The organism is Chitinimonas sp. BJB300 (genome assembly GCF_002735695.1).
Taxonomy (GTDB): domain Bacteria; phylum Pseudomonadota; class Gammaproteobacteria; order Burkholderiales; family Chitinimonadaceae; genus Chitinimonas.
In genome coordinates this window covers 1-23,665 of record NZ_PDZH01000054.1, presented here as the reverse complement: position 1 = coordinate 23,665, position 23,665 = coordinate 1, and the positions used below count along the sequence as shown (strand labels likewise).

Annotated in this window: 16 protein-coding genes and 1 pseudogene; 4 read left to right on the top strand and 13 right to left on the bottom strand. The window is 48.3% G+C overall.

The genetic code is table 11. From position 1 onward, the window contains the following. Positions 1-89 precede the first annotated feature (89 nt). Positions 90-848, top strand: coding sequence for a CDP-diacylglycerol--serine O-phosphatidyltransferase (gene pssA, locus CSQ89_RS10990; RefSeq protein ID WP_099406206.1), 759 nt, complete (start codon positions 90-92; stop codon positions 846-848). Positions 849-1,065: 217 nt separating this feature from the next. Next, positions 1,066-2,598 (top strand): 2-isopropylmalate synthase, encoded by a 1,533-nt coding sequence (locus CSQ89_RS10985; protein WP_099406205.1) that lies wholly within the window; start codon positions 1,066-1,068, stop codon positions 2,596-2,598. Positions 2,599-2,690: 92 nt separating this feature from the next. On the opposite strand, the gene CSQ89_RS10980 is transcribed toward CSQ89_RS10985, so the two are convergent. The 12 genes from CSQ89_RS10980 to exaC all read right to left on the bottom strand — a co-directional run bounded on the left by CSQ89_RS10980 (position 2,691) and on the right by exaC (position 20,018). After that, positions 2,691-4,442 (bottom strand): Ig-like domain-containing protein, encoded by a 1,752-nt coding sequence (locus CSQ89_RS10980; RefSeq protein WP_139022753.1) that lies wholly within the window; start codon positions 4,440-4,442, stop codon positions 2,691-2,693. Positions 4,443-4,966: 524 nt separating this feature from the next. Next, positions 4,967-5,371, bottom strand: a complete 405-nt coding sequence (locus CSQ89_RS10975; protein ID WP_099406203.1) for a type IV pilin protein — start codon at positions 5,369-5,371, stop codon at positions 4,967-4,969. An 11-nt stretch (positions 5,372-5,382) separates the two neighbouring features. Beyond that, on the bottom strand, positions 5,383-5,946 hold the full coding sequence (locus tag CSQ89_RS10970) for a pilus assembly PilX family protein (RefSeq protein ID WP_099406202.1): 564 nt from the start codon (positions 5,944-5,946) through the stop codon (positions 5,383-5,385). 10 nt (positions 5,947-5,956) lie between these two features. After that, positions 5,957-6,817 carry a PilW family protein gene (locus CSQ89_RS10965; protein ID WP_099406214.1) on the bottom strand — a complete coding sequence of 287 codons (861 nt, stop codon included), beginning with the start codon at positions 6,815-6,817 and terminating at the stop codon, positions 5,957-5,959. Next, a complete protein-coding gene (pilV, locus tag CSQ89_RS10960; protein ID WP_099406201.1) occupies positions 6,814-7,353 on the bottom strand; it encodes a type IV pilus modification protein PilV in 540 nt (179 codons plus the stop codon). The genes CSQ89_RS10965 and pilV overlap by 4 nt, the downstream gene beginning before the upstream one ends. Before the next feature lie 16 nt (positions 7,354-7,369). Then, positions 7,370-7,924 (bottom strand): GspH/FimT family pseudopilin, encoded by a 555-nt coding sequence (locus CSQ89_RS10955; protein ID WP_255408635.1) that lies wholly within the window; start codon positions 7,922-7,924, stop codon positions 7,370-7,372. Next, positions 7,921-10,974 (bottom strand): pilus assembly protein, encoded by a 3,054-nt coding sequence (locus CSQ89_RS10950; protein WP_158228964.1) that lies wholly within the window; start codon positions 10,972-10,974, stop codon positions 7,921-7,923. The genes CSQ89_RS10955 and CSQ89_RS10950 overlap by 4 nt, the downstream gene beginning before the upstream one ends. 260 nt (positions 10,975-11,234) lie before the next feature. After that, complete coding sequence (gene groL / locus CSQ89_RS10945; RefSeq protein WP_099406198.1) at positions 11,235-12,878, bottom strand: chaperonin GroEL; 1,644 nt, start codon at positions 12,876-12,878, stop codon at positions 11,235-11,237. Positions 12,879-12,923: 45 nt separating this feature from the next. Next, the gene (groES, locus tag CSQ89_RS10940) at positions 12,924-13,214 is read right to left on the bottom strand and encodes a co-chaperone GroES (protein WP_099406197.1); all 291 of its coding nucleotides are present in this window, start codon (positions 13,212-13,214) and stop codon (positions 12,924-12,926) included. Positions 13,215-13,736: 522 nt separating this feature from the next. After that, entirely contained in the window at positions 13,737-14,027 is a 291-nt protein-coding gene (locus tag CSQ89_RS10935; RefSeq protein WP_099406196.1) for a hypothetical protein, read from the bottom strand. Positions 14,028-14,753: 726 nt separating this feature from the next. Further along, positions 14,754-17,993, bottom strand: a complete 3,240-nt coding sequence (locus CSQ89_RS10930) for a pilus assembly protein (RefSeq protein WP_099406195.1) — start codon at positions 17,991-17,993, stop codon at positions 14,754-14,756. A gap of 504 nt (positions 17,994-18,497) precedes the next feature. Next, complete coding sequence (gene exaC / locus CSQ89_RS10925; RefSeq protein WP_099406194.1) at positions 18,498-20,018, bottom strand: acetaldehyde dehydrogenase ExaC; 1,521 nt, start codon at positions 20,016-20,018, stop codon at positions 18,498-18,500. Between the two features lie 264 nt (positions 20,019-20,282). Here exaC and CSQ89_RS10920 point away from each other — a divergent pair, with 264 nt between their 5' ends. After that, positions 20,283-22,070 carry a sigma-54-dependent Fis family transcriptional regulator gene (locus tag CSQ89_RS10920; protein WP_233203077.1) on the top strand — a complete coding sequence of 596 codons (1,788 nt, stop codon included), beginning with the start codon at positions 20,283-20,285 and terminating at the stop codon, positions 22,068-22,070. Between the two features lie 65 nt (positions 22,071-22,135). Here CSQ89_RS10920 and CSQ89_RS10915 read toward each other — a convergent pair whose 3' ends face one another. Beyond that, positions 22,136-22,507 (bottom strand): DUF423 domain-containing protein, encoded by a 372-nt coding sequence (locus tag CSQ89_RS10915; RefSeq protein WP_099406193.1) that lies wholly within the window; start codon positions 22,505-22,507, stop codon positions 22,136-22,138. 153 nt (positions 22,508-22,660) lie between these two features. On the opposite strand from CSQ89_RS10915, the pseudogene CSQ89_RS10910 reads away from it, so the two are divergent. Continuing rightward, positions 22,661-23,549 (top strand): annotated as a pseudogene (locus CSQ89_RS10910) (IS701 family transposase); the annotation flags it as partial. Between the last annotated feature and the right edge of the window lie 116 nt (positions 23,550-23,665).

Here is a 23,665-nt window from a genome sequence, read left to right as displayed (position 1 = left end):
AGGTATCTGCGCCTCAGCTAGAATTGCCAGCCCCGATTTGGCATTGCTGTTTGCCGTTGATGTCGGCAAACCCAGTACAAGGCTACCTTATGCATCCCCACGCCAAGCGCCGCGCTACCTTGCGCCATCAGAGCATCTATCTCCTACCAAACAGCGTTACGTTAGCAGCCTTGTTTGCGGGCTTTTACGCCATCGTGCAGGCGATGAATCATCGTTTTGAATATGCAGCCGTCGCAATCTTCATCGCCATGGTGCTTGATGGTATCGATGGACGACTTGCACGTATGACGCACACCCAAAGTGCTTTTGGCGCGGAATTCGACTCCCTTTCTGACATGGTCTCCTTTGGCGTCGCACCAGCGCTGGTGTCTTACGAGTGGATGCTACGCGGCTTGGGTAAATTGGGTTGGATAGTTGCGTTTATCTACTGTGCCGGTGCTGCCTTACGCCTCGCCCGCTTCAATACTCAACTGGAAGTAGCCGACAAACGCTTCTTTCAAGGCATGCCCTCCCCCACTGCTGCAGCCTTAGTTGCTGGATTTGTATGGGTATCGCTGGATATGGCATGGGATGGCCCCTATATGCGCTGGCTTACCCTGGGTATCACCGCCTTTGCGGGCCTCACCATGGTCAGCAATGTGCGCTACTACAGCTTCAAGGAAATCAATATCCGCAAGACCGTCCCCTTCTTCTTGCTCTTACCCACTTTATTTGTACTTGTCGCCATCGCGGCCAGCCCACCAGTCGCCCTATTTGCCTTGTTCGTAGCCTATGCATTCTCCGGCTATGTTATTGCCGCATGGGCATACCTCCGTAGAAAGCCTTCGGTACACACTAGCCAGCCTTGACACTACCTCACAGCAGCCTTAGCCTGACCATATGGATCTTCGCCAATATTTTGCATACAAGTAATGGCCAGGCACCATTGAACGTAAGGCTGCTTACGTCTAGCGCACATTGCGTACATGCATCAAATCTCACTTAATTTCAGCAGCCGCCGGGGGTCACCATCCTGCGGCTGCTTTTTTATCAAATAACAACAAAAACCGTTATGGGAGCAACATCATGAGCGAACGCCTGTATATCTTCGATACAACCTTGCGTGATGGCGAACAAAGCCCCGGCGCCTCCATGACGCGCGATGAAAAAATACGTATCGCCAAGCAGCTGGAAAAGCTGGGCGTCGATATCATCGAAGCGGGCTTCGCTGCGGCAAGCGCAGGTGATGCCGAATCGATTCATTCCATCGCCGAAGTCATAAAAGACTCTACAGTCTGCTCACTCGCCCGCGCGAATGAACGCGACATTCGGGCAGCTGGCGAGGCCATCAAACCAGCCGCACGGGGTCGCATCCATACTTTTATTGCGACCAGCCCAATACACATGGAAAAAAAGCTGCGTATGCAGCCAGACCAAGTTGTCGAGGCCGCGGTGGCTTCGGTAAAACTGGCGCGCCAATATACCGACGATGTCGAATTCTCAGCGGAGGACGCATTACGCTCCGAGCCTGAATTTTTGTGTCGAATCTTCGATGCGGTGATTAAAGCTGGCGCTAAAACAATTAACGTACCTGACACGGTAGGCTATGCAGTTCCACATCTAACTTCCGAATTCTTCCGAAATTTGATTACGGACACTCCCAATTCGGACAAGGTCATCTGGTCTGCCCATTGCCACAATGACCTTGGCATGGCGGTATCAAATTCATTAGCCGCAGTACTCGGTGGCGCACGCCAAGTCGAGTGCACAATAAACGGCTTGGGCGAACGCGCAGGCAACGCGGCACTCGAGGAAATCGTCATGGCGGTGCGCACCCGCAAAGACATCTTCGACTTGACCACCCGCATCGACACAACCCAGATCGTGCCATCCTCCAAGCTGGTTTCCACTATCACTGGCTACGCTGTTCAACCGAATAAAGCAGTAGTAGGGGCAAACGCATTTGCCCATGAATCCGGCATTCACCAAGATGGAGTGCTAAAGCATAGGGAAACCTACGAGATCATGTCCGCCGAGTCGGTAGGCTGGGCACAAAACAAGCTGACACTAGGCAAACTGTCTGGCCGCAATGCATTTCGATCACGACTACAGGAACTGGGTGTATTACCAGACAGCGAAGAAACACTAAACGCCGCATTCGCTCGTTTCAAAGAGCTAGCAGATAAAAAACGCGAGATTTTCGATGAAGACCTATACGCACTGATAGGTGATGAATCCAACCCTTATATGGAGCGATATAAGCTAATTGCGCTCAAAGTTGTATCGGAAACAGGCGAACAACCATCAGCCCATTTGGTATTGAACGATGGTGGTGTTGAAAAACATGTTGATGCCGTAGGGGCAGGCCCAGTAGATGCCACATTCAGAGCAATCGAAACCTTAGCCTGCAGCGAAGCAACACTACTTCTTTACTCGGTAAATGCCATTACCAGCGGTACCGATAGCCAAGGTGAAGTCACTGTAAGACTATCCCTTGCCGACCATACAGTAAATGGTCAAGGCGCTGATACCGATATTATTGTTGCCTCGGCCAAGGCTTATCTATCGGCGCTGAATCGCTTGGCTGGCGAGAAGCATAGGGCACATCCACAGCTATAAACCTTCTGTAGAAATACTGCATGTAGATGTTACAGAATAAAAAACCTTGCACTTATCCAAGTGCAAGGTTTTTTTGAGAATCTAGCTACTTATTAATTCTTGTTAGTACATACAGCAGCTACTCCAAATGGGCTCGTAGCACCGGGTGGACTAACTTTCAAATCGCCCACATCACTTGCGGCAATTGTCAATAAGAACAATTCAGATGAAGAACTTTCTGAGCCATTCACTGTAGCCCGAGCAGTGACGCGGACCTTTACCCAACCTGCATGATTCTTTGGGTAACTAATCTTGAATAGAGCAAACCCGCTTTCATTCGTGGTTACAGTTCCAGGAATAACGGCAGCTACATTTCCCGGCTGTATTGCTCCATCACTGTTTTCGTCAATTTCAGTGCCCGTATCTAAGATCCCATTAAAATTCAAATCTTCATTAGCACAAACAGCAGTTACGTTTTGCTTCCAAGTTGTAGCACCAGTTGGAGTATCCCACGCTCCCTTGTAATACTCTACTGGCTCCAGAGTCAGCTGTACTTTCGCACCTTTAATTGGACTGCTTGGTGAATCAGTAACTAATACTTGATAGGTTTTAATATATGCAGGCTGCTGATCAGGAGCAGATGCAATCAAATTATCCGTCCCCAACTTGACAAAAACAGCTTTCCCTCCCACGGTCAGTTTCGCTTGGCTTTGTATTACCGGTAAGGTATTTGCGACAGACGCCACGATAACAACCCCATCTTTGGCACTGGAAGCTTTACTTGCAGTATAAGATGTAGTCGTTTCACCAGAACTATCTGTGGTTCCTTTGGCAACGCTAAGAAAACCACCAGTAACATCACTAAGCGTAAAGTCGACTTGCTTATTTTTAACCAAATTGCCTGCAGCATCGCGAACCGTTGCTTTTACCGATGTTACTCCTTCAGGTGCTACAGTAGAAGACTCAATCTGTAGTGTCAAAGTGCTTGGCGTTGTAGCAACAAATTCGATGGGAAATTGACCTGAAACTGAACCCGAACTAGCAGTAACGACTGCATTACCTGCATTATTTGAACTAACTGTTATGGTTGCTCTACCGTTTGCGTCAGTCACCACAGAAGAACTCGAAACGGTACCTCGTGTCGACGTAAAACTTACGGCCTTATTTGCCTGAGCTACCCCATTAATTGCAAAAACCACAGAAACCGTAACATTGGAACCAAGATTTACTTCCGGGGGAGCATTAGCGGGAAAACTCACCCCTCCACCAGGTGCAGAGGCACTTAGCACAAACGACTCACTACTAACAGCGATAGGTAAAGTACCCGACTCATTTAATGCAGACGCAGTAACTACATCCGCACCACCATTCTTGGCCGAGTAAGTTACTGTAGCCTGCCCAGCCTGATCAGTCGTAACGCTAGTTACATCAGCACCACCAACTTTAAAGGTATTGCCTAAACTAGATGCTAAAACTACAGCCTGACCAGATATAGCCTTTCCACCCCCATCTTGCAGGCGAATAGTCAACGCTGTGCTATTAGCAATTACGAGCGAACTAACGCCAGTTACAGTCAGCTTAGTGCCACTCATTTTGGCAGTACCTATGGCGCTAACAGAGCCGGAACTGGCCGTAACCGTAATATCTTGTGTTGCTTTCTGATTACCTGCGCTCAACTCCGCCGTGACAACGCCAGTTGCATCCGTCTTAGCAGTTACAGGTAACACATTATTTATAGTGCCCACGTTTGTTGAAAAGCGTACGGCCTGATCAGCCATCCCTACATTGCCAGCATCTTTAACAATAGCTGTCAGTTTAATAGTAGCCGCACCATCTGAAGATAAGCTTGTTGTACTCAGCAGCAATTCAATAACAGCTGGCTGGGGGGCTACCGGAGTCGTCGGCGTAGTAGTGGTGGTCTGGCCACCGGGGCCGCCGCAAGCGACTAATAATGAAACAGCCGCAGCAGTAAGCCACTGCCATCCACGGCGTCCTCCAGCAAATTGGTGTGCAAAGCTCGCCACAATTCGTTCCTTATTCTCTGCAAAATTTCACAGCAAAATTAAATAGGTGATACCGCCAAAGAAGCAGAGTATCAGTCCATTGTCATTTAACGTCATCTTCGGTGCATTTGCAACGTCCTTGCGAGAAAAGTTCTTCACGTAGGCTCAGATTTTCCAGACTAGGCAAGATTCCGTAGATTACAAGTACAGGAGCGCAAGCTTAATGCATCACTGCCAATGCAAATTATTAGCAAAAAATCAAGTTCGCAAAAAAAGAAATACCACTTTAACAAAAAATTCCTGCTATTGAAAAGTAAATAGGTTTTTATTATCCTTTCCTTTGTCTTACTATCTTTAATGACAAGCCAACAAGTATTTAAAAAAAGCTATTTATTCCAATTGTCACCCTTTTTACCTGTTTGATCCAAAGTCTGCTTAAACATCTTGTCATTATTGGTATCGATAGGATCGGCAGTAACCACAAATGAGTCAGGAGTAGGACAAGTTGAGGTAATATTATAAAACTTATTAGGATTAGGTAGTGCTGTGGCGGCAGTCACACCACATACTTTAGTTGTACCAATTGCATACGTTTGATTCGTTGTATAATAACGCTCCAAAGCCTGAGCATATGTCGTTAAATCTGCCTGTGCTGCTACTTTACGAGACCTTATTATATAGCTTTGATATTGCGGAATCGCAATAGCGGCCAAAACGCCAATGATTGCAACAACAATCATTAACTCAATTAACGTAAATCCATTTTCCGCCCGGCGGTAATTTACTCGCATTTCATGAATTCCTAACTTTGTGGACATAAAAAAACCACTGATTGAAGCACTACTTCTGCTTTATCTCCAGCGCCTTTTCCTTTCGCCATAATACTATATGGTGTGCAATCTGCTTTATCCCCTACCGGGGTAACATCATTTATATGATTAATAAGGAAACTATAATATGTTTCTTTAGCCGGGGTAGACGAACTAGCAACCACGTATTCAAATACTGAAATATCGCCTGTAGGAAAGCCCTTAAGCACTTGTTTTTGCAAGTCGGCATCACTTAGTGAAACACCAACACCATCTTTAGTACCGAAAGTAGTCTTGCCATCTGCGCTCTTTTGGCCCTTCACGCAAAAGGGGGAATCTTTACATGTTGAACCATTTTTTCGCAGAATCAACTCACCCTGTCTTAGCGCCCGCTCCGCCGCCTGAAAAGCACGATTACGCTCCATATGGCTACCAGACATCTTCTCACTCTGAATTGAGCCTACCATCGTAGTTAAAACCAACACCGTCATGACCGCCAAAAAACCTAGCGCGACTATCAGTACAAAACCATTCTGCTTGCTATAAGTGGACGACATTTTTCTCTACCTAAAAATTTTGCAGTGCGATAGTTGTCGTAAATTTCCTGTAGTAATATCTTTGGGCCGCCGTAGCATCAACAGAGGCCCCAGGGACTTCGTCGCCAGCCGAATCATAAGTACTACACTTTTTGTCTGGCGTGGCCTTTACTAGAATTTCATTTTGGGCCAAAGTACTTCTCAAAAGAATACAAACTCGAACAGATACAATATCCGCCATCTGTGCAGCGGTAGGCGCATTAACGTATTTATCTGCAACGCAGTCACGCTGCAATGCCAGAGTTGGTGATTTTTTACACAGAAAAACATCTTCAATTCTAGTCGTTGGTGGAGTGGTTACCGGAAAGCTTGTTGGTACCCCCTCATCAATGCCGTATGAGAAAACTACATCCTCAACAACAGAGCTTGTTCCACTATCTCCCAGCCAACTAACTGGTGCCGTCGGACCAACTCCGCCAGCATTCGAGCAATTTAATTTAGATGGATCAGAGGGCGAAAGTGGAACCTGAGAAATCGTCATTGCAATAGTTTTGGTTGCATCCTTGGGATAAATTGAACCCGCACAATCAATCAGGTTTTGACCATCGGCTATAAATTGAAATACCATATTTTTTGATGTCGCTGTAGTAAAACGGCTTGGCAAAAAAGCAGGGGCTGTCGGTGGGCGATACCCAGATTGCGATATGACTTTTTTCAACATGGAAATGGCGTACCGACCATCCTCAGTAAGGCGACTCTGCGTTACCTGTGTACGACTTGTTTGCTGAGAATTTATGTATAGCTTAGATACTCCCAGCATTGCCACAGTAGCAATGGCCATTGATACCATCAGCTCAATTAAAGTGAAACCAGATTGTCTAGAGGTCATCATGAGTCGATCGTTGTAGTGTAAGTGCCATCAATAGGGTTTTTCTGAGAACGGTCATCTATCCAAGTTATTGTTACAGTATATGTACGCAAACCCAAACTGTCTGGCGTAGGAGGGGGATTGGGATTTGAAACTGAAGTAATGGTATAGCCGGCTCCAGGAAGCGTATTTTTCAACAACCGGCCCCATTCGGTCAGTTCTTTCGCGGCTCTATACTTCATCCGATCAGCCGGTTGATTACCACACGTAATCTCATCGCCAACAGTTGTATGAGGGCACGCAGTATCATCAAAATTAGGTGGCTTTAATGGAGTAATAGCCAAATCATCGCTAGTCAAAAAGGGCGTTCTATTGGCTCTGATTCTATCGGATAAGTCCGCAGCTAAATCTGCCGCTACACTACGAAAGTATGCGCTTTGATTCATCATCATTGCGCGAGACTGCGTGGCTGCAAGCGCAAGCAAACCGATTGCTAATATCGCTAGGGATATCATCATTTCGATAAGTGAAATGCCAGACTGTTTGTTGTGTGGTCTCATAATTTTCCTGCCACCTTTATTTTGGACAAGTTACATTTGCAGAAACGCTCTTTACTGCCCGGCCGGAAGGGGCAAGTGAAACGTACTGTTCTTTGTGCTCTAAACCTTTACCACAAAATTTAAAATTTGCCTCAATTGCACCTCCGCCTGTTAAAGCCGCACTACCTAATGACTTAGAAAAATCAACACTCAAAAATGCTTTGGCAGGGTCCGTAAAGGAAATCTGGACACTATTCGCGTTTGCTTTGAACCGTGATATAGCAACCGCACCGTCCTTAACTACCCAGCCTCTTGACCAATCAGTGCCTGCAGAACAATTATCGTTTGCATCAGGATCATCAGACGCACACACGGTTATTACTTTACGATCAGAAATCGCTTTGAGTCGTGCTAATGCGAAAGTATTAACTAGCGCATCAGTCTGGGCAGAAACACGAGATGTCTTAATAAATTCCATAATATTGGGGACTGCAATGGCTGCAAGCAGACCGATAATTGCCATTACAATGACAAGTTCAACCATGGTCACACCAACCTGCTTTCGCAGGCTGGCTGTTACTTGCCTAATCATTGGACCAACTCCCGCCATGTTGTACGCTCAACTCTAACGCCAAGCTTTGGGCAATCAAGTTTCTTACGAGATACTTCATCACTGCCTGCCGATGGGATATAAACCTGTCCTTTACAATCCTTCACATTAAGCGTTTCTTTGGGTGGTTTTTTAGAATTCACCACAGATACTGCTGAAGTATTTGCTCCTTGGGCAGCTACAAAATCACCCATCTGAGGCTCATTACTAGGCTTAGTAGTATCGCGAACCATTCCCGCAAATGGATCAGTATCATTTACAAGCGTCATCTCAGATGGAATGCCTGGTAACTCTACACCACTCACAAATTCGCCATTGATCTTATCGGAACCATTTGCATTTCCGTCGCCATTTACATCCATAAACGAGTACTTACTTTTCCGATGCCGTACGGTTGAACCAGTAAACGGATCTAGCACCATCATCCAACCCGCCCCCCCAGGCGTACACACCTTTGTACTCGTCATGATACCTGTGCCAAATATCACTTTGTCACCAAGAATCTGAGGAGTAGCCGTTTGTCGCTCAGTTGGTGTTAAGTTTATATACCATCCTTTCTTTGTTGAACTACCAGGCTTCTGCTCAACTGTTATATCAACTGGGTTATCGGTTACTTGTCGGAAAGTTCCTTCTTTCGTTGTGTTTTCTTTGGTCAAAGGCAAAATCTTCTGCTCTTCCAAATCCCCCTCTCCGAGGGTGACAGTTTTTGCAGACTTATCAAGAACGCCAATATCCAAAACACCATACAACGACTGCGTAGAGGTCGTCTTTCGATCCGCTGTAGTTAGTAGCTTACCTGTCCCAAATAAAACTAGATGACCTCGGAAAGTTGGGCTGGCACTTCCAGACCCACTTGCTGATTTATCGCCATGCACCTCAATAACCATTGGTTTTTGGATGATAGGCTTCCCTTTAGTATCGAATATGGGTTTATCCGTTACACTAAAGTTCTTGGGATCCTTATCCGTTAGATCAAAGCGCCACATTTTGCCTTCTTGATCACCGGCATATACATAATCAAGTACGCCATCGCCAAGGTCATCCACTCCATGAGGTGCAGATAAGCCCGTGCTGCCTGCAACTTCGATCTTTCTAATCAACTTACCAGTTTCTATATCGACAATATATAAGGCCCCAGCTTTTACAGATTTCTGCCCCCCGCTCGAAGTATCATCAAAGTCATTTTCATAGCCATTAGCTAAGATAACTGCCGGCTTGACCGCACCACCATCACGTACTCCCCAAATAACTGGCATTGAGAAGGAATAACCCATTTGTGCATCATGCTGGTCATTCAATTCCCACTTAACGGCACTCTTTGGTGAACTATTATCAAAGTTCTTATCGCTAGTCACATCCAAAGCAAAGTAACCTTGCCCCCCCTGCCCCAGACCACTTACCAAATAGGTCTTCCACCCAGCGCTTGTTTTAACATCTGCAGTCGCAGCTGTACCACTAACATGATATACATGCGGCGCATCTATACCTCCAGCCGCCCCATATTTGGGATGAGAGAGTATCTTTAGATTGCGATAAACCATTGATGGAATATACCCACCAATTTCATTCATCGTTGTGGCGTTGAATCCATGTATCATGCCATCATTTGCACCAACGAATACCATGCTCCGGTCTTTTTGAGCATCTTTAAATGAATTGAATGCAGACTCGGTAGAAAAAGAACTGGGCGCTCCTACAAATACTGGCTGTGTATTAATAAAATCCCCAAGCAAACTCTTGCGCTCACGCAAGTCTTTGTCTTTTGCACCCCTTATATACCGAATAATCTTTTGTTGTTCTGCAGGACTACTCCCTAACAGACTTTTCTGTGCATCAGACATTAATGCTAAGTTTGATTCAGTAAAAGCAAATGGCATTGTGGTCTTATCTGCTTTAGCAGATAGAATTATCCGACTATCAGGGCTCCGACTATTTAACAATGCACCAGCTTCTATTCTTGTATTCTTATCAATACTTCCATCTGCATTTATCTTATACCGACTCAGCTCTCCATACCACCCATCTGGATTAAAAACAGGCTGATATGCATAATTGTTATTCGACTTAACCTTTGAGGCAACAGCCACACCACCTGCATTTGATCGCTGTGAAAGAATACTAGCCAATGCATTTGAAAGTGAATCAGTTAGTTCTTTCTCATTATCTGCATCATAGTATTTACCACCAGCTACACTCGCGGTCTTCTTCAGCAGTATTGAAGCTTTACTAGTATCTTGAAGATTAAAAGCTACTGTATATGTAGCAACATTTTGAATAGGAAAAGCTGGATCATTAAAATCTTTCCCATCTTCGTCTGTCCCTGCTGGGCGCATATCTTTTTTGAACATATATTCCGATATGCGTGCCAAATTATCTGAACTTTCTCCGCCGCCGGTCGGTCTTGTTATGCCAAACCCCGCCAGATCAGAATCTCTGATCGCACTATCAAGATCCGTATCTCCTGAAGGATCTCCATCAGTTATAATAATTTGAAAATTCTTTTGGCATCTATACTTAATTGGAGAGGGGGCAGGGCCGCTCCTATAAGATGCCTTACCTCGCCAATATAGGGAAGTTTTATAAGCAGTCGTTGCAAGAGGGGTTCCTCCAGTAGGCAGGACTTTATCAACCTCATCCTTAAGTTCTTTCAATGCCACAGGATCAGCTCTATTCTTTATTGGTGTACGTAACTCATTACCCTGACGATAATCAAATGTATGCAAGCCCCAATTCAATTCGGCATTTTCTTTTTTACTTAGTAAACTTTTTATCACCTTTTTGGCCATCGACATTTTTCTGGGATGATCCGGAGTCTCATCACTACGCCAACGTCCAGTAGAATCCTGCCAATAAGGGACCTCGTTCATACTGCCAGAATCGTCCAAATACAACAGAATGTTAGGGGCTACCGACGTGGACAGCGATGGCGGTAATGAAGGGTATGGTTCCGCCGCAATAACAGCCATTGGGCTTACAGCCAGGGCAATGCTTACCCATTTAACGATATTCTTCTTACGAAACCGCACTTGCATCTTCATCTCCTAACAGGGGCTGGCCAAGCCGTCTCGCTGCTTCAAGGCCAATAGGTTATTGGTTGCACACAACCGGCATTACCGACAATAGTGCTCATACCGCGCAATTACTATGTGTGAACCATATCAAAGGGAATGACAAAGCGCCCATTTTGCCTGACAAGCGTAGCGATAATATATACCAAAGGCATTTTTTATTCGCTAAACAGAAAACCCCGCCGGAGCGGGGTTTTCTGTTTGCGCAGCAAAAGCTGGCTGGATTACATATCCATGCCGCCCATGCCACCCATTCCGCCCATGCCACCACCCATTGATGGGCCATCTTCCTTCGGCAGCTCAGCAATCATGCAGTCGGTAGTCAGCATCAGCGAAGCAACCGAGGCAGCGTGCTGCAGGGCCGAACGCGTGACCTTGGTTGGGTCCAGCACGCCCATCTCGACCATGTCGCCATACTCGCTTGTACCGGCGTTGTAACCGAAGTTACCTTTGCCTTCCAGCACCTTGGCAACCACAACGCTTGGCTCATCGCCCGCGTTTTGGACAATCTGGCGCAATGGCGCTTCGATGGCACGCAGAACGATCTTGATACCGGCATCTTGATCGGCATTGGCGCCTCTCAATTCGGTGATGGCCGCACGAGCACGCAGGAGAGCCACGCCACCGCCAGCAACGATACCTTCTTCAACGGCTGCACGGGTTGCATGCAAGGCATCCTCAACGCGGGCTTTCTTCTCTTTCATCTCGACTTCAGTCGCAGCGCCCACCTTGATCAGAGCAACGCCACCAGCCAGCTTGGCTTTGCGCTCTTGCAGCTTTTCACGGTCGTAGTCGCTAGTCGATTCTTCGATTTGCTTGTTGATCATGCCAACACGCGCTTGAATAGAGTCGGCTTGGCCAGCACCATCGATAATCGTGGTGTTCTCTTTACCGATTTCAACACGCTTAGCTTGGCCCAGATCAGTCAGGGTAGCTTTTTCCAAGGTCAGCCCAACTTCTTCGGCAATGACAGTACCGCCGGTAAGGATGGCGATATCTTCCAGCATCGCTTTGCGACGATCACCGAAACCAGGGGCCTTGACGGCGACAGTCTTGAGAATGCCACGGATGTTGTTGACAACCAAAGTCGCCAAGGCTTCACCTTCGACATCTTCTGCAATAATCAGCAATGGACGACCTGACTTGGCGACTTGCTCCAGTACCGGCAGCAGATCACGAATGTTGCTGATCTTCTTGTCGAACAACAGGACGTATGGGTTATCCAGCGAAGCAATTTGCTTTTCTGGATTGTTAATGAAGTATGGGCTCAGGTAGCCACGGTCGAATTGCATACCTTCAACGGTATCCAGCGAGTTTTCCAGGCTGGAACCGTCTTCAACAGTGATCACACCTTCTTTGCCAACCTTATCCATCGCAGTGGCAATGATGTCGCCAATACTAGCGTCAGAGTTAGCCGAAATTGAACCAACTTGGGCGATTTCCTTGGAAGTAGTACAAGGCTTGGAGATGTTCTTCAATTCCGCAACCAGGGCAGTTACAGCCTTGTCGATGCCGCGCTTCAAGTCCATTGGGTTCATTCCGGCAGCAACGAACTTCATGCCTTCATGCACAATGGCTTGAGCCAACACGGTAGCTGTAGTAGTACCGTCACCAGCGATATCGGATGTCTTGGAAGCAACTTCCTTGACCATCTGCGCGCCCATGTTCTCGAACTTGTCTTTCAGCTCGATTTCTTTGGCAACGGAAACACCGTCTTTGGTGATGGTAGGCGCACCAAAAGAGCGCTCCAACACAACATTACGGCCCTTAGGCCCCAGGGTAACCTTAACGGCATCAGCCAGAATATTGACGCCAACTACCATTTTCGCGCGAGCGCTGTCGCCGAACTTCACTTCTTTTGCGGCCATGTTCTTAATCTCCAAATGAGTTTAGGGATGCGATGAGCGGGGCAATTAGCCTTCAACAATGCCCATGATGTCTTCTTCACGCATCACCAACAGTTCGTTGCCATCAACCTTAACAGTTTGGCCGCTGTATTTGCCAAAGATTACCTTGTCGCCAGCCTTGACTTGCAAGGCACGCACAGAGCCACTTTCCAGGATCTTACCGGTGCCAACGGACACCACTTCACCCATATCCGGCTTCTCGGCCGCATTACCCGGCAGAACGATGCCTGATGCAGTTTTTTCTTCGGCTTCGACGCGCTTGATCACAACGCGATCGTGCAGGGGACGAATCTTCATGGTTTGCTCCTGATGGGATTTTTTGGAATGCCGTAACAGGCAAAAATCATTGCTTCGATGATCGCTGTTAGCACTCACTGCTAACGAGTGCTAATGATATGGGCGACCTTTGCCCATTTCAAGAGTGCAGCCAGCAGAACTGCGTTTATCTTTCATTCGTACCCGATGGTATGCAAAGGCATAGCCGCATTACACGATAGAACGCAGCTAAAAGCACACTGGGCATCTGAGAAAAGCACTAAGGCTTGTTTACGATCTATCGCGAGCAGTCGTCAGCGGGTGAAGCGCAGTGCAGAAACCGGAATGTAGGCTTTCGAGCAGCACATGAACCCTGATCACGGCTGCGCAGTAAAATCGCGAACAGGTTCTAAGGCAAAGGCACAACAATGCCAAGCGCACTGGCAGGTGAGCGAACCGGGGTAAGCAAAAGGAAGCTTAAAGCTAACTAGGAAATAGTACGGCTTTCGGGCCATAAGTATTTGCACACACAAGCCTCAATAGGCCTGAAGGCTACAATGACCTTCAATGCTGGTTGTCGGCCTGATCAGCGACTTCTCTCAACTCTTCCAGAGAAAAGCCCGAGTTAATAGCGGCTTCCTGAATAGCCTGCATAGCTTCGCGCTTGCGGCGTAACAAATCGATTCGAGAAGAAACCGCATGCGCATCGGCCGCCTTTTTGGCGACCAAAACTTCACCTTCCAGCGAAGGGGGGTCGGCAAGGCTGGGAGTATCGCTACTGGAATTACTGAATAGAGCTTCAAGCGCAGCGCGCGATTGGGCAGCGTCTTGAGAACGATTTGGACGTGTCTTCATACTCTCTTTGGATAAAACATCCGTAATTACAGATTACAGAGATAGGCATTCAAATGGGGGCCGACACCACAAACTTCAAGTGCAGCGACATCGCAGGCTTTTGGCACTGTATTCTTCATAGTATCAAGCGCCTTGCCCACCTCAAGGATCAAACCAAGGTATGCCAAGAAGGCAACTGGCTTACTGCTTGAGCAGCGGTCGGACAACCACTAGCTCTCATTAAATACCCATCTATTCGACATTTCAAATAGATATTTTCCTAATCATGACTTTTGCCGCACTTCAGCTTGAAGTTTTCCTTATTCACCCATGGCAGGATTGCTTGCACAACAGCCCTATCCAAATAGCACAAGAGGTAAGTTAACGGAAAAAGTTTAACCCCAAGACTATAAACGTACCTGCTTAAACATCCAAGAATTGAGGACACTTGATCAACAAGTAGGGCAAGCCCTTCAATGAAAACTCAAACCTCGACGCTGCTCTAGTTCTCCGAAGAGTCCTAGAGGTAGGGGGAAACGCACCGTACATGTTGGCGGGACCACACCTGCCTAGATGCTGCCCCGTAGTCTCAGTACGTCAAGCATGCACTGTACTAACCAAACTTACTATATACCACACCCAGCGAACTTTGAACCTTGATTACGGCTACGCCGTAAGCACCGAACAAAGCTCTTAGCGCAACTAAATCTATCCCCGATCGCTCTGGGAGAAGCACGGATTTAGTAACTACATTAACTCCCGCCAAGTCGCACGCTCAACCCGTACCCCTTTGGAAGGAGGGAGAATGGCATTCGACTCGCACTTTTCACTACCAATTTCGCAATGCAGAAGAACACCGCTGGACGACGCATTTTTTATTACATAGGTTGTATACACACCAGAAGCATTACTTTCCTTTATCGCAACGCCGCTGCCTACAACCCCACCGCCGCCGCCCCCCCCGGTACCAAATGAAGTAGCAGCATCAGCCAACGGATTTGAATTGCTAATAAAAGAAGTCTCTGTTGGAATACCATTGACTTCATAACCACTAGCATATGCTATTCCAGTACTAAAATTTAACGCATCTCCAATATCAGACTTCCCACTTCTGTTTACATCCACAAAGCTGTACTGCTTATCCTTATAACGAACTGTTGAACCGGTCAAAGGGTCTACACCCATTATCCATCCCTTACCGCCGGGCAAACACTTTTCATTAGACTGGGTGATGCCCGTACCAAAAATAACCTTATCGGAAAAAACAAGTGGCGAGGAAACCAAACGTTCCGTTGAAACAGGTAAGTTGATATACCAACCCTTGATTGAATCAAGAGTGGGCTGGACTTTTAAATCAACAGCATTGTTCGTCATATGCCGATAATTGCCCGAACGCTGATCAGTACCGGTAGCAAGTACTGTTGCATCGATTTTTTGTTCGACTAATTTACTCATATTTACAGTCGTAGGTGTTGGATCCATCACATCAAGTACGCCATAGAATGCTTGCATTGAAGTAGTGATACGATCTGCATCTGTTAGTAATTTACCTGTACCAAACAGAATCAAGTTTCCACGGACTGGTTGTTCTGTTGTACCAGTTGGTGCATCACCCAACACTTGTAATACGGCAGGACGCTGAATAATGGGCTGCCCCGTAGGTGTCTTGAATATAGGCGCTGACGCCACCTTGAATTGAGCAGGATCAGTACTCGTCAAATCAAAGCGCCACATATTGCCACTCTCATCACCGGCATAGACATAATCGAGAACACCATCGAACTTATCGTCCAATCCTGCGGGTGACGACAAACCAGTGCTACCACTACTTGCCGGTAAATCAATCTTCTTTATCAATGCACCAGTACTGGCATTTAAAATATAAAGCGCTGACGATTTGGCAGCTGACTTCTTCCCACCCGTCGCTGTATCATCGAAATTATTCTCGTACCCATTGGTCAAAATCACTGCCGGGGTAGTTCCAAGGGTGGATGTCCGCACATTATAAATAATGGGCGTACCAAAGGAATAACCAACCTGGGCATCTTTCTGATCATCCCACTCCCATTTAACCGTATCTGCAGCTTTGGCAAAATTATCTTCGCTTGTCACATCCAAAGCGAAAAAACCCTGACCGCCTTGACCTAAGCCGCCCACCAATAGCGTACGCCAATCACCACCCACTTTTATATCTGCTGTCGTGATATTGCCATTGACATGGTAGACGTGAGGAGCAGCAATTTTCCCATATTCTGGATTCGAGAGTACTTTCAATTTTGGATAAATCATAGATGGGACATATCCAACCACCTCTGACATCTGGCTGGTATTGAAACCATGGAGCATCCCATCATTAGCACCAATAAAAACCATGCCACGGCTCTTCTGAGCTGTCTTGAATACTTCGTATGTTGGGTCTATTGAAAATGCGACCGGCGCACCAACAAACAACGGTTGCCCATCAATTATATCGCCCAATAAGCTCACTCGTGTCCGCAAGCCTGCTTCTGTTTTGCTACCTCGAAGAAACCGTATAACTTGCTGTTGTTCTGCAGTAGTTGCCCCCAACAGCACTTTCTGAGTAGGCAGCATTGCTGTTAGTCCCGCTGAGTCATTGAAGTCAAATGGTTTAGTGACACCAGATTCCGTTTTTGCAGAATATATTCTTCGTGCAGCTATGCTTGCTACATTACGGGCATTCAGAACAGCGCCTGCTTCCACCTTCTGGGTAAGATCAATTACACCCGCATCTGAGATAGGGTAACGACGTAATTCCCCATACCAACCATCAGGATTAAACACCGGTTGATATATAAAATTAGTCGTAGACTTAACTGCAGATTCAACTGCCAGCCCACCAGCATTTGAAATAGATGCCTTAATTCCTGAAACTGCATCTGTTAGCGCAGAGGTAAGGGATGCTTCATTATCAGCTGTAAAATATTTACCGCCCCCCACCGTAGCCGCTGCGGGCAATACTTCATTTGTTACACCAAAACCAATGGTATACGTTTGTAAGCTTTGCTTTTTAAATGCATCATCATTAAAAGACTTACCATCCAAATCAAGACCTGCCGTTTTAAAGTCAGCATCAGCTGCATACTTCACTACATCACGTAAAGCCCGAAATCTATTTGTGGTGTCACCAAAATTGCGTGCAACTGATGAGCCCTCCAGCGCTGCGGGACAATCTGCGCTGACTGACGTGCAAACTGAGAAATTCTTGTTGACCTGCTTATTAGTAGCATCATAAGTTACATAGGGTAACGCCACTCGGCCACTTCCCGGCAGATTATCTTCGCCCGAAGCATCACCATCTGTAATCACAATGACGAAATTTTTTTGGCATCTATACTTAATAGGGCTTGTATAATTACCCGATATTTTTGAGTAATACGAAGTATCTCCTGCAAAATAGCGCGTCACCTCAAGCATTGCCTCGCCCAATGGCGTTGCCGTTCTGGCTTTTATGTTATTAATTGAAGCACTGAGAATATCAAAATTACTTGTACCCGAAGTTTTTTGTTCTGGCGTAAGAACGGAATTACGTAAAACCCCGGCCTCCGCGCGCTCATTACCACCAACAGTAGTATCGTCTTTCACATCAAATGAAAAAACCCCCCAGCCGAGAGACTGATTATTCTGAATCAAAGATGTTGCCACCCGTTTGGCAATATTCATCTTAGTGTTAGGTGTTATTGCGGCGCTATCCAGATTAGTCCGCCATTGATTAACATTATTGTTAATACAAGTAGGCCAATAACTGTCTGGATTATTATAGCAGTCCGATGCCCGCATCCAATTATTCTGACTGTCTTGCAACATACTGGCTGAGTTATCGATCAGCAGTACGATGTTAGGTGACACCGATGTCGAAAGTGTAGGGGGTAGCGCAGGATAAGGCTCTGCAGCCAATGCACCAACGGGGCTAAGTAAAAGCGCCATAAAAACAGAGGTACATAATGGCTTAACTTTGAACTTACGCATCGTGGATTCCTCACTTTCTACAACTGTCCAGGGAATAGCTGTACTAGGTCATCACTTGTAATCAATGGCTCAATAACCATCGTCGGCAATATAGCGAGGTCCGCCGGCGCGTGAAAAACATGGTATGACCATTGATTAGAATCTCCGCATTGACCTGATAAGCGTAGCAATTCAATACACCAGCGGCATTTTCTATCTCCCAACCTGAACATTTGCGATCGGTTTGAGCAGCCATTGGCGATGGTTTGGCTTACGTTATATGCCACTCAGGCTGCCATTGCCGGATAGTCGACGTATTTCGTGAAGCCTTGCGCTTTCCTGTGGGAAATTGGTCGCACTGTTCGCAATTGCAACGCAGGGGCGAGGTCACATGCCGAAATTGCACATGTGACCCCATCCCCTCAAGAAAAAGCAATTTGCTAATTTCGATTCAGACCATGTCTACACAAGCAATTTTTCTCCGCTTCTACTCATAGCTTTACCAATGGACACACACCTACCTGTCTAGAAGAATCCGAGCGGATCTTCGCTATAGCTGACCAGCAGATTCTTGGTCTGTTGATAGTGGTCAAGCATCATCTTATGGTTCTCACGACCGATACCCGATTGCTTGTAACCGCCAAACGCCGCGTGGGCTGGATAGGCATGGTAGCAATTGGTCCAAACCCGGCCGGCTTCCACTGCGCGCCCTACCCGAAAGGCCGTGTTCATATCACGCGTCCATAGCCCGGCCCCCAAGCCAAAGTTAGTGTCGTTGGCGATATGGATGGCTTCTTCTTCATCACGGAATTTGGTCACCGATAGAACCGGCCCGAAGATTTCCTCTTGGAAGATACGCATCTTGTTATGCCCGGCGAAAACAGTCGGTTTCACGTAATACCCGCCTTCCAGTGGCCCACTAAGCATTTGGCGACCGCCACCAATAAGGCACGCTGCCCCTTCGGCCCGCCCAATGTCCATATAGCCAAGTATCTTATCCAACTGCTCTTTCGATGCCTGAGCGCCAATCATGGTGTCTCGATCCAAAGGGTTGCCCTGTTTGATCGCTGCCACGCGCTTTAGGGCTTTTTCCATAAACTGGTCATAGATGGACTCATGCACCAACGAGCGTGAAGGGCACGTACAAACTTCTCCTTGGTTCAAGGCAAACATTACAAAACCTTCAATCGCTTTATCCAAGTAACGATCATCTTTGGCGCAGACATCGCCAAAGAAAATGTTGGGCGACTTGCCGCCCAATTCCAGTGTCACCGGAATCAGATTCTGGCTGGCATATTGCATGATCAACCGCCCGGTAGCGGTTTCCCCGGTAAAGGCAATCTTGGCGATATGCTTACTTGACGCAAGCGGCTTACCCGCTTCCAGGCCAAAGCCGTTCACCACGTTCAACACCCCTGGTGGCAGCAGGTCGCCAATGATTTCCAGTAGGACCAGAATGGATGCCGGCGTTTGCTCAGCAGGCTTGAGCACCACGCAGTTACCCGCAGCCAGGGCGGGTGCCAGCTTCCAAGCCGCCATCAAGATGGGGAAATTCCAGGGGATGATCTGACCGACAACACCAAGTGGTTCGCGATAGTGGTAGGCGTAGGTCGTATGATCAATTTCGCCAATGCTGCCCTCTTCCGCCCGCAAACAACCGGCAAAGTAGCGAAAGTGATCTATCGCCAACGGGATATCCGCCGCCAGCGTCTCCCGGATCGGCTTGCCGTTATCCCACGTCTCGGCAGTAGCCAATCGTTCCAGATTCGCTTCCATCCGGTCGGCAATCTTCAACAGAATAGCTGAGCGAACCGTCGTCGCGGTTTTACCCCAAGCACGCTTGGCAGCATGGGCCGCATCAAGCGCACGCTCGATATCCGCCTCATTGGAACGTGGCACTTCACAAAATGCCATGCCCGTAATTGGCGTGATGTTTTCGAAGTACTGGCCACTCAGTGGCGCCACCCACTGGCCATTGATGTAGTTACCGTAGCGGGCTTTGAAGAGATCAGTCTGGTCAAACTTGCCTGGCTCAAGAACGTGCATGATGGTCCCCTGGATTTTTATGTTTGCGCCAGATGCGCAACCGCCAGGGGGTGCAGTAAGCATGCCACCCAGACCAGGGCATAAATGCAACGTGGCTAACGCCCTGAAAAGAATAAACAACGCGTATTCCCTGGCCGTAACGTTGAGCGCATCACCCGCCTTAACCCCATAATTGGACACAGCCAAACCTGCCAGACTGTCGCATCCTGCGACAAAACCCTGTCGTACCGATGTCGCAGGCGACAACACGACAAGGAGACCACCGTGCCTAAAGTCAATGCCGCGTTGTTAACGCTAGCCCGCCATCGATTCTTTGAGCAGGGTGATCTACCCATAGGCATGGTGCCGGATTTGATTCTGCGTTCCTGGCAACGTAGCCAAGTACTGATGCGCAGCCAAACACCCAGCCAGGCGATTCCGCAGCCGCTGCTGCGTGAACGGCATGAGCAACATGCCCTGCTGCGACAAGCCGCCCAACCGGCTCTGAGTTCATTGGCGGAAGAGATGCTGCATCTGGGGGGGATGGTAATCCTGACAGACCCGGAAGGGCTGATTCTGGATACGGCCGGTGATCTCGCCTTTATAAGCAGGGCAGCCCGTATGGCGCTTAAGCCAGGAGGCACCTGGTCTGAAGCAGACCGCGGCACCAATGCAATCGGTACCGCCCTTGCCGAAAGACATGCCGTCGCGGTGTGGGGAGCAGAGCACTACCTTACTGACAATCGCATCCTTAGTTGCGCCGCCACACCGATCCTGGAACCCGATGGCCGCATAGCCGGTGTGCTGGATATTTCTGGCGAAGCAAATCAACTGCCAGCCGAATCCCTTTCATTGGTGCGTCTCGCAGCGGGCTGGGTGGAACACCACCTACTACTTGCACAGGCAAGCCGCTTATCCAGACTACATTTTCAGTGCAGCAACGCCAACCTGGGCGAAAGCATTCTGGTTGTCGACCATGACCGCATTGTGGGTGCCAACAGGAGTGCATTACAGCTGCTGAAGACATCTCATACTCGTTTGCTTGGCACAAGTCTGGAAGATTGGTTCAACAATCCACCCACCTGCCGTCACGGCAATCTCCCTCAAGCCTTTTCCGATAAAACCAGCCTCCCCCTGATAGGTCGCTGGGAAAATTCAGCCACACGCATTGCGGGTAGCGCAACACCTGTCAATGATGTGTCAGACCCGCTTGCACCGCTTCAGCATAAGGCAATTCGTGTGCTAAATGCCGGGCTCGGCATTCTGCTACAAGGCGAAACCGGTGTAGGCAAGGAAGTATTTGCACGTAACCTACATGCCATCAGCCTGCGCTGGGCTGGCCCCTTTGTGGCGGTGAACTGTGCCGCCCTGCCAGAAAACCTGATCGAATCTGAACTATTTGGCTATCAAGAAGGCGCTTTCAGCGGTGCACGAAAACGGGGCATACCTGGCCGAATCAGAGAGGCCGCGGGGGGCATTCTGTTTTTGGATGAGATAGGCGATATGCCGCTATCCTTACAAACTCGCCTGTTACGCGTGTTGCAAGACAAAACCGTCACGCCACTCGGCGGTGGCAAAACGGTTCAGGTCGATTTTGGCCTGATCTGCGCCACCCACCGCGACTTGAATGAGCTGGTACGTAACGGCCAGTTTCGGGCTGATCTGCTCTTTCGCCTGCGCGAATTCGAAATCACCTTGCCATCGCTACACCAGCGTGGCGACAAAGCCATGCTGCTGGACCGGCTGTTTGCCGAACAGGGTGGAACCGCAAATGACCTGAGGCTCGACGAGGAAGCCCGTCGTGCTCTGTTGCAATACAGCTGGCCCGGCAATGTACGCGAACTGGTAAGTACGCTACGTACGCTAACCGCGCTGGCAGACCCTGGCAGCACACTGACCCTTGCCGATCTACCCGCTGCGATCAGGCTCCAGCAAGCAACAGCCTCTCTAACTTCATTGACTCACGAAGCCATGGCCGCCGCACTTGCCAGCAATCAAGGCTGCGTCAGCGCTGCCGCCAAACAACTGGGTATCCATCGCAGCACACTTTATCGGCACCTTGCACGTCGCTGAGTCAGCAAAACATCCTGTATAGCACCAGGGCAACAACAGGTTTTGAACTGCCTCAAAAAACCTTCTCATTCCGCTTTGCGCCACGCCGCCATAAACAGACATATCCAGCCGAATAGAAAAGCCAGGCCCCCCAAAGGCGTGATCATCCCCAACTTGGGTATTGCCAAAACCGTAAGCAGATAGAGGCTGCCTGAAAATAAAAGGACACCGGACACGAACGCCCAGCCAGCCCACTTACCCAACTTACCTAGTTGCTCACTGTAACCAGACAATGCCAGCAGCGCGAGGCTATGGGCCAGTTGGTAATGCACACCCGTCTGAAACACATCAAGATAGGCAGACGACATGGAGGCCCGTAAGCCATGCGCAGCAAAAGCGCCCAATGCCACCCCGCTACCGCCACCTATGGCCGCCAGCATCAACCAATGTCGATTCATCTTTCCTCTCCCACCGCAAATAGGGCCACGCAGACTACGTCAAAGCTATCCACCTTGCCTATGGCGTCTGTGTTAGAGCCTGCTCAAAGGCTCGCGATGGCTCGCAAGACTTTAGTAGGACTTACGCAAAAGCGGTAATGTTGCGGATTTTCTGTGAAGCCAACACGATTGAATTACTGCCAGTATTTGCTGGTAAGCCAAGTCAACTACACCCTGACGAATTTTGCGGATCACACACAAGAGATGAGCCACGATGCAATCAACCGGTTCTTGCGTAATGATCGCGTGACGTCCAGCGCGGTGTGGCACCAAGTACGCAACGATGTGGTGATGTCGCCCAATGCCTACCTTGTTTTTGATGACACCGTGCTGGACAAAAACGCCTCCCATTGCATCGAACTGGTGCGCCGTCAGTACAGCGGCAACGCGCATGGCCTGATCAAGGGCATAGGCGTTGTCAATTGTGTTTACGTCAACCCGGACATCGATGCTTACTGGGTGATCGATTTTCGTCTTTACGATCCGGATGGTGATGGAAAAACCAAACTTGATCACGTGCAAGAGATGCTCACCAACGTGGTGCGCCACAAGTGCCTACCTTTTGCGGCGGTGCTCATGGACACGTGGTACGCCTCGCGGCAGATGATGCGTTTCATAGAGGCTTTGCACTTGGTGTATTACTGCCCGCTCAAAGGGAATCGTCTGGTGGACGAGACGGACGGGAAAGCACCCTATGTGCATGTCAGTGCTTTGAACTGGTCAGAGCAAGACCTTGAGCGAGGCAAGCTGATCAAAATCAAAGATTTCCCCAAAGGGCATAGAGTCAAACTGTTCCGGCTTGTGGTGTCAACACGCCGCACGGACTACGTCGTGACGAACGACGTTACTCAAAATTCTTCATTGGATGCAGACCAAGTGTGCGCCTGGCGTTGGAAGATTGAGCAGTTTCACCGCGAAGCCAAACAACTGACGGGGGGTTGAGAAATGCCAATGCAGGAAAGCGCGGATTCAACGAAATCACATCGCCTGCGCTTATTTACTGATGTTACGCAGTGCATACGATAACCTGTCGCCATGAAGAACAAAGAACTCGATTTGTACACCGACTATTTGCTGAGCACGTTTGGTGCGGCGACAGCAACGGGCTTGTCGGCGATG